This is a genomic window from Cylindrospermopsis sp. CR12 (assembly GCF_001432185.1).
In the GTDB taxonomy this organism is placed as follows: domain Bacteria; phylum Cyanobacteriota; class Cyanobacteriia; order Cyanobacteriales; family Nostocaceae; genus Raphidiopsis; species Raphidiopsis raciborskii.
The window spans coordinates 45,784-57,930 of the sequence record NZ_LMVE01000135.1; the positions used below are offsets into that span (position 1 = coordinate 45,784).

Annotated in this window: 11 protein-coding genes, 4 pseudogenes and 1 CRISPR repeat array; of the genes and pseudogenes, 12 read left to right on the forward strand and 3 right to left on the reverse strand. The window is 39.5% G+C overall.

Going from position 1 to position 12,147, the window contains the following annotated elements:
- Positions 1-166: 166 nt before the first annotated feature.
- From ssuE to ASL19_RS16290, 3 genes are all read left to right on the forward strand, one after another.
- Positions 167-730, forward strand: a complete 564-nt coding sequence (gene ssuE, locus ASL19_RS16280) for an NADPH-dependent FMN reductase (protein WP_057179145.1) — start codon at positions 167-169, stop codon at positions 728-730.
- 24 nt (positions 731-754) lie between these two features.
- Entirely contained in the window at positions 755-946 is a 192-nt protein-coding gene (locus ASL19_RS16285) for a hypothetical protein (protein ID WP_057179146.1), read from the forward strand.
- A 199-nt stretch (positions 947-1,145) separates the two neighbouring features.
- Entirely contained in the window at positions 1,146-1,352 is a 207-nt protein-coding gene (locus ASL19_RS16290; protein ID WP_057179147.1) for a YeeE/YedE thiosulfate transporter family protein, read from the forward strand.
- Positions 1,353-1,364: 12 nt separating this feature from the next.
- Here ASL19_RS16290 and ASL19_RS18965 read toward each other — a convergent pair.
- A pseudogene (locus ASL19_RS18965) lies at positions 1,365-1,436 on the reverse strand (IS200/IS605 family transposase); the annotation flags it as partial.
- Position 1,437: 1 nt separating this feature from the next.
- Here ASL19_RS18965 and ASL19_RS18970 point away from each other — a divergent pair.
- Positions 1,438-1,557: pseudogene (locus ASL19_RS18970) on the forward strand (RNA-guided endonuclease TnpB family protein); the annotation flags it as partial.
- A gap of 52 nt (positions 1,558-1,609) precedes the next feature.
- Here the strand turns inward: ASL19_RS18970 and ASL19_RS17045 are convergent.
- Positions 1,610-1,816 (reverse strand): annotated as a pseudogene (locus ASL19_RS17045) (amidohydrolase); the annotation flags it as partial.
- Positions 1,817-1,838: 22 nt separating this feature from the next.
- Between ASL19_RS17045 and ASL19_RS18765 the strand changes: the two are divergent.
- From ASL19_RS18765 to ASL19_RS16320, 6 genes and pseudogenes are all read left to right on the forward strand, one after another.
- Positions 1,839-2,003, forward strand: a pseudogene (locus ASL19_RS18765) (multidrug ABC transporter permease); the annotation flags it as partial.
- Between the two features lie 15 nt (positions 2,004-2,018).
- Positions 2,019-2,474, forward strand: a complete 456-nt coding sequence (locus tag ASL19_RS16300) for a MarR family winged helix-turn-helix transcriptional regulator (RefSeq protein WP_057179149.1) — start codon at positions 2,019-2,021, stop codon at positions 2,472-2,474.
- Positions 2,443-3,684, forward strand: coding sequence for an MFS transporter (locus tag ASL19_RS16305; RefSeq protein ID WP_057179150.1), 1,242 nt, complete (start codon positions 2,443-2,445; stop codon positions 3,682-3,684). Before ASL19_RS16300 ends, ASL19_RS16305 begins: the two co-directional genes overlap by 32 nt.
- A gap of 14 nt (positions 3,685-3,698) precedes the next feature.
- Complete coding sequence (locus tag ASL19_RS16310) at positions 3,699-4,319, forward strand: MFS transporter (protein WP_072149157.1); 621 nt, start codon at positions 3,699-3,701, stop codon at positions 4,317-4,319.
- A 96-nt stretch (positions 4,320-4,415) separates the two neighbouring features.
- Complete coding sequence (locus ASL19_RS16315) at positions 4,416-5,861, forward strand: ATP-binding protein (RefSeq protein WP_057179152.1); 1,446 nt, start codon at positions 4,416-4,418, stop codon at positions 5,859-5,861.
- Positions 5,862-5,909: 48 nt separating this feature from the next.
- Entirely contained in the window at positions 5,910-6,452 is a 543-nt protein-coding gene (locus tag ASL19_RS16320) for a hypothetical protein (RefSeq protein ID WP_006278118.1), read from the forward strand.
- Between the two features lie 336 nt (positions 6,453-6,788).
- Here the strand turns inward: ASL19_RS16320 and ASL19_RS16325 are convergent, their stop codons facing one another.
- A complete protein-coding gene (locus ASL19_RS16325; RefSeq protein WP_057179153.1) occupies positions 6,789-7,376 on the reverse strand; it encodes a Crp/Fnr family transcriptional regulator in 588 nt (195 codons plus the stop codon).
- Between the two features lie 185 nt (positions 7,377-7,561).
- Here ASL19_RS16325 and ASL19_RS16330 point away from each other — a divergent pair, with 185 nt between their 5' ends.
- Positions 7,562-8,044, forward strand: coding sequence for an Rrf2 family transcriptional regulator (locus ASL19_RS16330; RefSeq protein WP_057179154.1), 483 nt, complete (start codon positions 7,562-7,564; stop codon positions 8,042-8,044).
- A gap of 1,004 nt (positions 8,045-9,048) precedes the next feature.
- Positions 9,049-11,298: direct repeats of the CRISPR family, unit length 36 nt; unit sequence ACCCGCTTCCCTCTGGGAAGTGGAATCAATGGAAAC.
- A gap of 106 nt (positions 11,299-11,404) precedes the next feature.
- The gene (locus ASL19_RS16335) at positions 11,405-11,713 is read left to right on the forward strand and encodes a hypothetical protein (RefSeq protein WP_057179155.1); all 309 of its coding nucleotides are present in this window, start codon (positions 11,405-11,407) and stop codon (positions 11,711-11,713) included.
- Positions 11,714-12,147: the final 434 nt, after the last annotated feature.

The following is a 12,147-nucleotide window of genomic DNA, read 5'->3' on the forward strand; positions in this document are numbered from 1 at the left end:
TCAAATCAATATTTTGATATGGGTTGCCCAAATTTTAATATATTTTGGGCAATTTTTATCACAACTTTCTTAACATTCAACACTTCTGGGTATAATTAACTTACAAGTGCATAAATAAGGTGCAAGCAAGGCACTTTTAATCTACCTTTTTTGAGGCTTTGGTAATATGGCTGATGTGTTAGCTATTGCTGGTAGTCCTGCTCATCCTTCTAGAACATACGGGATTTTAGAGTATGCTACTCAGTTAATTTCTGAACAAGGTTTGGAAACAACTATTATTTCTGTCCGGGATTTGCCTGCTGAGGATTTAGTTTACGGGCGCTATAACAGTCCTGCACTGGAAAAGCCCAAAGAGCTGATACAGCAGGCTAGTGGTATCATAATTGCCACCCCTATTTATAAAGCTGCATACACAGGAGTACTCAAGTCTTTCTTAGACCTATTACCCCAAAAAGCTTTAAGCGGTAAGATACTACTTCCCTTTGCTACTGGTGGTACTATTGCCCATCTCTTAGCAATTGAATATGCTTTAAAACCAGTTTTATCTGAACTGGGTGCTAGGCATATTTTAAGTACAGTATATGCAGTAGATAAGCAAATTCAATTTTCCCAAGAGGGTTCGATTCAATTAGAAGAAGAGCTAGCCCAGAGACTACATGAAAATGTAGGAGAGTTGGTACGACTTGTTAATTCTGTAAAAGTTAATGAACAAAAGTTGTCAGTTTCCTAAAAACTAAAGTGGAGGCAATTAGCTATGATAAGCGGACAAAAAGCAATTTGGAAAAGACTCAGAAGTAGCAAGCTATTTGTTATAGGGTTAGCAATCTTCTCATGTTTATTAATTACTCCTCTGTTGCACTTACCCGCATGGGGAAATGTTACTAACAGCAGGATCCAGTTTGTTAGTCCTAACTGGGTAGCAGAAAATATTAAGTTATATCGTTGAATTTAGCCAATCGGTAAACCTTTCTCAACAAAACGATTTAATGGCTTGTACCAGAACTAAAAAAGGTCAACCATCAGATGATAAAGGCGAAAACCCGTCTAGGACTTGATTAGCAATAGCTTAACGGTTTGGGGGGTGGTTCGCCGCCTCCCTAAGTGGTTATTGTTAGCCCATGAGTAAACTGTGACTGGCACTTTTGATGAAAACATACACTCAACCGGAAAAATTAATTGTGGCGATCGCGCCCATAGGAGTATCAGGAGTGATAGGAGCATTTATTTTTGGGATAGGGATGCAATTAGGTGGAGCTTGTGGTTGTGGCACACTTTACACTATAAGTAGTGGCAATTATACCATGATCATCACAAGAAAATCGCCGAAAGGCACGGAAGCCACTTGGCTTTAGACAGGAAGTGCCATGGTCTGGAGCAACCTCAAGAGCGAGGATATCCCAGTCTTTTTCTTTGGCTAGTTCGTAAATTATCTGTCGAAAAAGTTTAAATCAGTGGTACAACAAATCAGTAGCTAAACTTAAAAGTGATAAACCGCAAGGTTTTTGGTCTAACAGATTAGCTGCTATTACCGAAAAAAGAAACCGACAAATGCGTGATTAGGAATTGATCTTAGCGGAATCAGTATCAATTAACTCATGAGGTTGAACTATTCACTGTCTATGCCATAAAAATCAATATAAGACGCATATCTGGCAATTTCCGGATATTCCTCAGCCGGATACTTATCCGCGATCGCCCGAATTGGTCTTTTAACACCACCAGGAATATTAGCTACTTTTAAACCTAGTGTTTTTACGGCAAATTCTAATTCCTCAATGGCTTCTTCTGGAGTGTTCATGGGAATCCCCGCCACTACTGGCTGTTTAGTTAGATCCCGGTCCCATTTGAATCCTCTGACTTACCAGGTAGATGCTTTGCGGGGAATTATGTTAGTCAACGGTTCCAGTATTTATGGACTTGGGTTAGATTGCGCAATTCTTCTGTTAACATTGATAGGCCTAACCTTTCTCTGTGGAAGACTTTATCCACTGGTAGTCATGTAGTCTGGAGAAAATCCTATGTCTTTGGATAAACCCCCCCAACAATGTGCAGCTAGAGTGATGGAAACCATCCCTCTATTAATGCGGTTTATCCGAAGTGATATGTGCACTCATAGTGCTGATTCCTTAACCATTCCACAACTGCGATCGCTCGCCTTTCTCAAACGTAACCCGGGAACTTCCCTTTCCGCAGTAGCAGAGCATCTTGGTGTTACCTGTGCCACAGCTTCCACAACCATCGAAAGACTGGTACAACGCCATCTGGTACAAAGAACAGATCACCCCCAGGAAAGAAGAAAAATAGTATTAAATCTCACCACACAAGGAAAATCCCTCTTAGAAGAATCTCAGGAAAAAACTCGCCTTCATATTGCCGAAATTATTGAGAGCCTAACCTCGGAAGAACTATTACAAATTGAAACAAGTCTTACTTTGCTAAAAAATGTCTTTGAAAAAACCGAATCTAACCACTGACCATAGTAGCATCCATGACCCATTTGCTGCGCTAAGATTTAGAGACTACCGATTATTTACCATAGGAAGGATTCTGTTATTTACAGGTAACCAAATGCAAACAGTAGCCCTAGGTTGGGAACTGTATGAACGTACCAACTCCCCTCTAGCCCTAGGTATAGTAGGACTGGCACAAGTATTACCAGTTATATTATTAACCTTAATAGCTGGACACGTAGCGGACAAATATAATCGTCAACGCACCACTGTAGTAGCTAGCCTCCTTTTAGCTCTTTGTTCATTGGGATTAGGCATAATCTCTTATACACAGGCACCAGTATTTTTGATTTATATTTGCCTAGTCCTTACTGGTATAGCCAGAGCCTTCCTCAAACCTGCCAGCGATGCCATGATGTGGCAATTAATACCTCCACAAGTATTTACTAATGCTGCCACCTGGGTAAGTGGTAGCTTTCAACTAGCATCAGTAATTGGACCAGCTCTAGGTGGATTTGTTATTGCCATTTTTAATAGTGCCACCCAGGTGTATATACTCACATCAATTGCATCCCTATCATTTCTAATAGCTGTAGTAGCTATGAACCCACCAGAAGGAAATCTCAGTAAAGAGCCAATATCCCTGAGATCCTTAGCAGCGGGGGCAGAATTCATTTGGAAGAATCAAATTATATTAGCTGCTATTACACTAGATCTATTTGCTGTTTTATTTGGTGGTGCAGTAGCACTATTGCCAATATATGCCAAAGACATTTTAAAAGTAGGTCCAGTAGAACTCGGATATTTACAAGCAGCACCGGCCATAGGAGCATTAATTATGGGCGCGGTGCTGATACAACTTCCACCCATTACTAAAACCTGGTCTACCCTACTATGGTCGGTTTTTGGTTTTGGGGTCACAACCATTATTTTTGGCCTATCCAAATGGATGTGGTTATCCCTGCTCATGTTAGCTCTTGGTGGAGGATTAGATACTATTAGCGTAGTCATTCGCCACACCTTAGTACAACTAAAAACCCCGGAAGAATTAAGAGGTCGTGTGGCAGCCATTAATACAGTATTTATAACTGCATCAAATGAACTAGGAGCTTTTGAATCTGGACTAGTAGCTGCTCTAGTAGGACCCATACTTTGCGTAGTTGGTGGAGGAATAGGTACAATTTTAGTAGTTTTAGCAACTATGGTAATTTGGCCCGAACTAAACAAAACATAAGAGAGAGGATAATCATGACCCTTTGGCTAAAAACAAAGATATACCAGCATTTACCAGCATTGAAATCCCGAAACTTTCGACTTTTCTTTACAGGACAAACCATGTCCTTGTCAGGAACATTCATGACCCAGGTGACAATTTCTTGGGTAATCTATGACTTGACCAAATCCTCTTGGTTACTTGGGTTAACAGGATTTTTACAATTTTTGCCCACCGTACTCCTCACCCCATTTTCAGGAGTATTATGCGATCGCTGGAATCAGAAAAAGCTGCTCATACTGGTACAGATTTTAGGCCTAATGGTTTCCACCACCTTGACCACACTGACATTTATTGGTGGTAGTGGTATGTTGCAGGTTTCCTGTGGCAATACAATTATTCAAACACTAGTAGAAGATGATAAACGGGGTAGGGTAATGAGTTTATACTCCTTAGCCATAATTGGCACTTTACCCCTAGGTAACTTGATTGTTGGCAGTTTAGCACAAAACATAGGTGCCCCAAACACAGTTATTGGATGTGGCATTTTTTGTTTGTTAGAATCAATCTGGTTCAATCAACAATTACCTCTGCTTAGAGGTAAAATAAGAGAAACTTTAATTTTGTCTACTTCCACCTTAGAAACTGGAGCTTAGCAATCTTGTAGGGTCTCTCCTTTTTGCTAGATGCTAGGCTAGATGTGAGGTGTTTGAGTGAATTTGCAGTACATGTACTTACCCATTTAATTAATTATGAAAGTGGCAATTTCTAACTTAGGCAATATTCAAAAAGCAGAAATCGAATTAAGTCCGTTCACAGTATTTATTGGTAGAAGTGGTACTGGTAAAAGTTGGACTGCTTATACAATAGCTTCTATAGTGAGTAACTATGGTTTTAAGTCTTATCTACAAATATATGAGGACAAAATTAAACGGGAACAGTATAATTTAGAATATGATGTTTTGGAAGAAAGTATTCAGGAGTTTTTAGAATCGGGCAGTTGTCAGATAAATCTGGTCAACTTTGCACAGAAGTTTGCAGAAAAGTATGTTAATGATCTTGCTAAAATGTCCCCTAATTGGTTATCAAAATTTCTGGGAACATCCAGGCTAAATTTTAATAATCTGGAAGTTAAATTTTCTATTAATGAATTAAAACAAGACTTAGTAACCAGAATCAGGCAAATTTCATTTCAGCAAGAGATGAACTATGGGAACCAAGGGTTGCAAGTTTTTAAGCAACAGGATGAAGAAGAGATATATTTTTATCAGGTTTACGAGGGTAATAGAGATAGTTTAAAAGATAGCTTAAAACTTCCTCCATTACTAATCAGAGACTTATTTTTAAAAACTATACTGGGAATAATCCATGAATGTTTCTATGCTGATGTTCATATCTTTCCCACTGAAAGAACAGCATATATAGGATTTCCTTTTTCTGTGAATTTAAGCAAGCTGATGGAGCTAGAAATGGAGAAGACAATTTCACCAGAGGAACAAAAACCTATCATGGAAAACCTCATGAAATTCAAAAGATCAAAAAGATCGAGAAGTGGTATTATTGACAGTCTAACATCTGTCATAGCAAGTGCTGTAATAAAAACAGATCAAGAGAGAGATGAAGAAGCAGAAAAAGACCCACAGATAAAAAAATATATCGACTTGGCGAATTTTTTACAAGAAAATATTCTGTCTGGCCATGTTAAGTTTAATTCATCACCATTGGTAAATGAAATTATTTTTGAGCCAATCCCAGACGTGAAATTAGAAATGCACATTACCTCATCTATGATTAAAGAATTGACACCTCTGTACTTGTGCTTACGTTACTTGGCAAAACCTAATGAATTATTAGTGATTGATGAACCGGAAATGAATTTACATCCTGCAGCACAGGTGGAAATTACCGAGTTTTTGGCTATGCTGGTGAATGCAGGAATTAAAGTCCTAATTACCACTCACAGTCCCTATATAGTCAATCATATCTCTAATTTAATTAAAGCTGCCAACTATGAGAACAAAGATACCATAAAAGAAAAATTTTATTTGGAAAGAACCGATGCTTTTATTGCACAGAAAAATGTTTCAATATATTTATTTGAAGATGGAACAGCCAAAAACATATTGCATGAAAATGGGCAAATAGACTGGGATACTTTTGCCGATGTTTCTGACGATGTCGGTCATATTTTGTTCTAGTTATATTTTAGTAAAAGCGTTATTTTATTAGAAAGGTGTAATTTCCAGATGCTTTTTGACTATTTACTATTATCAGGTTGTTTACTGCCAAATAGATATAGCTATTCAGAAAATGGAGTTAAGATAGAATTGCAACCCCAGAGTGGCGAGTTAATTTTGTTATTTCATATAGATGATCAATCAAATAGAGATTGTAAATTCAGAAGAGTTTTGGAATTGGATAATCAGGGTATGAAAATGTGTGATTTGATAGTATTTTACGCTAAGGATTCAACAAGAAATATATGTTTTATAGAATTAAAAGGTAGAGATATTGAAACCGCAATACAGCAGATAAATAATACATACAAGTACTTTCATGCCAAGCTAAATCAATCCAATGCATGTAATCTAGTGCCAGAGGTTAATACCAAAGCTTGTATTGTATCCAGAGCTTGTGTGCCAATAAAACCCCTAGATTCCTATACATCATATAAAGAATTGAAATATAACTTTGGAAAGGAAAACATTTCTATTAGTAAGTCTTCAAGTTTAGATAGGTTTTTACGAGGTTTAAATTATGAACCTAAAGGTAAAAAAAATAGGAAATAATCAAAGCCTATTTAAACAAAATATGTAAAATATAGCGATATGCGATTGAATGAGATACAAGCTGACGTGGTAAGCAGACGAGTTAACTAGAAAATTGGAATCTGGTCCCAAATACATCTCTTAGCAATAGAATATACTTTAAAACCACCTTAGAAACTGGAGCTTAGCAATCTTGTAGGTTGGGTTGAGGGACGAAACCCAACAAACTCCAATGTGGACTACAAGCAATTCACCAATGTCGCAGATTGGATTGAGGACCAACCATCTGGGATGATTATATGATTATAGGTGTAGACTTCTCTTAGGTTTTGGAACCACACTTGGGTAATTAGAACTCTAAATCTCATAGTACCAAATATCTTCTTGATGGACAATAATTCGATTAAGAGATTTTCTCTCAATGACTTTTTCCTGTTCTAATTGTCCTAGTAAGCGGGTGACAGTAACCCGACTAGAACTGATCAACCCAGCCAAATCTTCATGAGTTAACCGCATATCAATTAAACGTCCTTGTTCTACCTGAGAACCGAATTTTCTCGACAACCACACTAGTAATTGAATTAACATTGTTTCGACCTTTTTATTACCGCGAATTACCATTAATTCCTCTGCTTGCTCAATGTGCTTAAGCCAATCAGTTTTTGATTGATTCCAGTCCTGGGCAAATACCAAGCTTGCTTCTACGTTAGTTAAACATTGTGCTTGATAAGGTTTTATTCTTGTCAGGGACTGACCGACTATATCCCCCGCACCCCATAACCCCAGTGCTATCATTGTTCCATCTTCCAAATATGTATTAGTCATAACAAAACCGCTATTTATTTGCCAAAGATGACTATTATCTAATGGTAAAAGCGATCGCCGAGTAAAGTACCTTTGATGATCGTTAGCAGATAATTGACTTAAATCTGTAGATGATGGCATTATTACTTATATTACAATTAGTCGATTGAGTAATCGTAGTATATATTAAATTAGGATCCAAAAGATAGATTTTTAAGTTTTTCGCTCTGGGTAGACAAAAATACGAAAAACCGATAGAGTTATGATATTTCAGTGTCATAAATGAGAAAGCAACTAGTTTCGCATAAAAACCCATAAACAAATCAATGAACAATAGTATTTTAAACACCGACGGAAATAGTCAAAGTTACGGACTTTTAGAACTGTCTGCCAAAGTGGAGTACGCACTGTTAGCACTGTTAGAGCTAGCTATTAATCACGGGAAGAAAGTTACTCTAACGATCAACGACATTGCTGCCAAACAACCGATACCAGAGCGTTACTTAGAGCAGATTCTCACCCAATTACGACGTGCGGGAGTAGTGCAAAGCCAGCGGGGGTCAAAAGGGGGTTTTTTGTTGGTGCGTGAACCTTGGGAGATAAGCTTGCTAGAGATAGTTTCTTTAATAGAAGGGGAAAGGAATGAAAAGAGAAATGCCAACGTTTTGACCATAGAGAAAACCCTAGTGTGGGAAATTTGGGAGCGGGCCAACACAGCTTCAGTAGAAGTGCTAGGTCGCTACACCTTGCAGGACTTGTGTCAAGAAAGGGAAATAAGATCACAAGAAAATCCTATGTACTATATTTAGACTATACAAAACAAGTATAATAATATATACCATAGACAAGAATAAACGTATCAATTGTTTATAAGGGCTGCAATATGATAAGGTACGCGGGTATATTGATATCCTCAATTGGAATTAACTGCGGATCGCATCACAGTGTAATCTAGGTTGGATTTTCTCAACCCAAGGTGAGTTTAACCATGAGTTAGGGGTAATTCTTCCCGTGGGTTTGTTGGGTTTCGTATTAAACTCAACCTTGTATATTCAGAGAAGTGGTAGGCCATCCCAAAGTGGGTCTGGACACCAGTCAGAGTAAGGGACTAAAAGCGATCGCATCTTACAGGTTACTATTGTAACATTTGTCCTAGTACAGTGTTTTTTTGCAGATGGGCGATTGCGAAGCACTCCTCATAGGCGATCGCTCTTACACAGTCTGTTTTCTAGACTTTACCATTTTGCTAATGTTTTAAGTTGCTATATTTATATATAGATTTTGTGGTATACTGGTGTGCTAGTAATCCACTATAAACTTTATACTTGATGCCTATTGGGTATTTTGAATCTCATGCGATCGCCAGTAGTAGTGTTAATAAAAACAGTGGTTCGGATAGTTTTTTCATCTCATCTAGAACCTGGCTGGATTTGTTCTCTAAAATCTCTAATAAACGACTGACATTAGAAAATTTAAATGTTACATTATATTGTTGGTTCTACAATATTGACTATTATTCTATAAATCCTCTATAATAGGGGGATTCCAGGATTTATTTTAAATTTTATTAACCAAGTATATTTAAAAAGTAAAGTAATACAAATGACACTAAAACTAGTAATTAACGAAGGAACTGCGAAGGTCAAGAAAAAACGCTGGAATGCCTATTATTTCGTCGGGAACCTCGCAGCCTTGTGGGGTAAGGGTTTCAGCCATTATTTTGAGGGTAGTGGAGGTGAAAAAGAGAGAAATTTTGCTGACCTTCGCAAAGTGGGTCTAGACACCAGTCAGGGCAAGGGCTTAAAATGGAGGGACCCGCTTCCCTCTGGGAAGTGGAATCAATGGAAACCACTACTATCAACTCTAGTAACTCTTAAATTTAATATATTACCCGCTTCCCTCTGGGAAGTGGAATCAATGGAAACTTGCATTTTTTGAGGCTGTAGAACTTATAAGCGAATTGTTACCCGCTTCCCTCTGGGAAGTGGAATCAATGGAAACTACTAAGGTAGCCGCGCGGCTACCTTTATCCCCTTACCCGCTTCCCTCTGGGAAGTGGAATCAATGGAAACTTTTTATTACCAGTACAATTATTATAGACAAAAAACCCGCTTCCCTCTGGGAAGTGGAATCAATGGAAACAATTTAAGGCTGATGCCACAAAAGTTGCTGGAGATATACCCGCTTCCCTCTGGGAAGTGGAATCAATGGAAACGGTTCAAGGTTATGAAGAAAGAAGACTTGGTGGTTTCACCCGCTTCCCTCTGGGAAGTGGAATCAATGGAAACAATCCTATGCCTTGCCTAGAAGAGACTTTAATGGCGCTTAAAACCCGCTTCCCTCTGGGAAGTGGAATCAATGGAAACTCTCCTGAGCGATGGCTTCAATGATTGTGTTGTAGTAACCCGCTTCCCTCTGGGAAGTGGAATCAATGGAAACTTGCAGTGGAGTACCTCGTGGTACTTCGCTGCTGCATACCCGCTTCCCTCTGGGAAGTGGAATCAATGGAAACCTGTAGCCCAGGCAAGATTCCCGATGTTTAAAGCAGTGTAGACCCGCTTCCCTCTGGGAAGTGGAATCAATGGAAACAGGGGCCACTTTGGAATATCTTCAGAAAGTGGCCCACCCGCTTCCCTCTGGGAAGTGGAATCAATGGAAACAGGGCTAGGATTAAAAGAAAATAGCGGTAACAACCAACCCGCTTCCCTCTGGGAAGTGGAATCAATGGAAACAACCGCTTAACCCTGACAAGCTGAAACCTAGTCGGATAACCCGCTTCCCTCTGGGAAGTGGAATCAATGGAAACCTTAAACAGAGTATATTAAAGGTGGAGTATAGTTAATATACCCGCTTCCCTCTGGGAAGTGGAATCAATGGAAACTTCGGTGGTTTTCATTTCTCTTGGCTCCTGGTTTTTTTACCCGCTTCCCTCTGGGAAGTGGAATCAATGGAAACATGAAGACACCCCGTCTTCTAGAAAGTGGGAATACGGACCCGCTTCCCTCTGGGAAGTGGAATCAATGGAAACGCAAAATGGCCAAGGTGTCTTGATCCAACTAAGAAGACCCGCTTCCCTCTGGGAAGTGGAATCAATGGAAACAACCCCACAAGCGAGGTAATCCTCGCCTGTGTAAAACCTACAATCAAAACAACCCGCTTCCCTCTGGGAAGTGGAATCAATGGAAACACGTCATCGACGTGTGGGGGGTTTAGTAATACCTCACCCGCTTCCCTCTGGGAAGTGGAATCAATGGAAACTGGGTTTGTGATGTTTTCGTAAACCGTGCCACCCACAGTGGACCCGCTTCCCTCTGGGAAGTGGAATCAATGGAAACTTAGAAATGTGGAATTGGGGGTTACAGTCCAAACCAACCCGCTTCCCTCTGGGAAGTGGAATCAATGGAAACCACTATCAGTTTCCTGCTCGCAGAATCCAGTTGCACACCCGCTTCCCTCTGGGAAGTGGAATCAATGGAAACAACCTCTGCATAGCAGAGTTGCTAACCGAGGGGTTAGCATTACCCGCTTCCCTCTGGGAAGTGGAATCAATGGAAACTAAATACGTCCTCTATGTTTTGATCCCTATTTTTATTACCCGCTTCCCTCTGGGAAGTGGAATCAATGGAAACAGATAGAGCGCCAGGGGCCGGGGTAGACACAGAGAGAACCCGCTTCCCTCTGGGAAGTGGAATCAATGGAAACTAGCTGGTCTTGGAATGAGACGTGTTGAAGCAGTAAAACCCGCTTCCCTCTGGGAAGTGGAATCAATGGAAACCCTGAAAAAATATTAGACAACCACCAAAAATTGCGTACCCGCTTCCCTCTGGGAAGTGGAATCAATGGAAACTAGATTCTAAAGTCCAAAATGTTTCAGATTTACTAACCCGCTTCCCTCTGGGAAGTGGAATCAATGGAAACGTGGGGGGAGTGGGAGAGGTGGAAGGGGATGCAGAAGCACCCGCTTCCCTCTGGGAAGTGGAATCAATGGAAACCATATAGATCTACGTCAAGTAGAGCATCCAAATCAACCCGCTTCCCTCTGGGAAGTGGAATCAATGGAAACAATAGAGTAGACCTCACTCGCTGGGGACACTGATTGAATAGAAACATGTATAAACCAATGACAATGTTAAACTATTGAATCTTGGTAATATTACACACAAAATAATATGGAAGTTATTTACATTTTTTTTATAGTAATAGTAATAGTAGTCCTTATAATCCAAGTCGCCATAGTGAGATGGGTGTTCAGAATTAATCATATTGTGATGATATTGGAAAGAATAGTAGCTCACCTTGAAGATATCAAGAAGCAGAATAACATACTAATAAGACACCAAAATGAGATGCTGGAGTTGCTTGACACTGATTTGGAAAGAATAGTAGCTCACCTTGAAAATATCAAGAAGCAGAATAACATACTAATAAGGCACCAAAATGAGATGCTGGAGTTGCTTGACACTGATGCAGAAAGTTAGTGCCAAATGTAGCATTATTGGCAAAGTGCTGACATTAGCGGGAGTCTCGACAACAGCAGTTTCATCGATCACCATTGATCGTAGTCTCATGAAATACTAGGGTTTATCACTAGTTGGGGAGACTAAGGAGCAAGGATATTTTAAGCTATAATTCTTGTATATCACACATCTTGTCTGATCGTTGTTATTCAGGACAGTTATCCTACAAACTACTTCCCTCAAAAGAAGTGGAACTAATTAATGGAAAGATCTAAGTGGTTGAGGTAGGCGATCGCGAAGCACTCGCTACGCGAAATCGCATTGGTATTTTTAATAGAATACAATTTCTGCTGTTATTAAATAGGAGATCGCACTTAACAGATTTTACTTGTAGCTTTATACCGACACAGTAGTTCGGATAGGTTTTGCATATAGTTGGTTTCTGCTGTCGCAAA

Excerpts from the sequence above, each read along its gene's own strand:
- ssuE (WP_057179145.1), top strand. The coding sequence starts at position 167 with ATGGCTGATGTGTTAGCTATTGCTGGTAGTCCTGCTCATCCTTCTAGA.
- ASL19_RS16285 (WP_057179146.1), top strand. The coding sequence starts at position 755 with ATGATAAGCGGACAAAAAGCAATTTGGAAAAGACTCAGAAGTAGCAAG.
- ASL19_RS16290 (WP_057179147.1), top strand. The coding sequence starts at position 1,146 with ATGAAAACATACACTCAACCGGAAAAATTAATTGTGGCGATCGCGCCC.
- ASL19_RS16300 (WP_057179149.1), top strand. The coding sequence starts at position 2,019 with ATGTCTTTGGATAAACCCCCCCAACAATGTGCAGCTAGAGTGATGGAA.
- ASL19_RS16305 (WP_057179150.1), top strand. The coding sequence starts at position 2,443 with ATGTCTTTGAAAAAACCGAATCTAACCACTGACCATAGTAGCATCCAT.
- ASL19_RS16310 (WP_072149157.1), top strand. The coding sequence starts at position 3,699 with ATGACCCTTTGGCTAAAAACAAAGATATACCAGCATTTACCAGCATTG.
- ASL19_RS16315 (WP_057179152.1), top strand. The coding sequence starts at position 4,416 with ATGAAAGTGGCAATTTCTAACTTAGGCAATATTCAAAAAGCAGAAATC.
- ASL19_RS16320 (WP_006278118.1), top strand. The coding sequence starts at position 5,910 with ATGCTTTTTGACTATTTACTATTATCAGGTTGTTTACTGCCAAATAGA.
- ASL19_RS16325 (WP_057179153.1), bottom strand. The coding sequence starts at position 7,376 with ATGCCATCATCTACAGATTTAAGTCAATTATCTGCTAACGATCATCAA.
- ASL19_RS16330 (WP_057179154.1), top strand. The coding sequence starts at position 7,562 with ATGAACAATAGTATTTTAAACACCGACGGAAATAGTCAAAGTTACGGA.
- ASL19_RS16335 (WP_057179155.1), top strand. The coding sequence starts at position 11,405 with ATGGAAGTTATTTACATTTTTTTTATAGTAATAGTAATAGTAGTCCTT.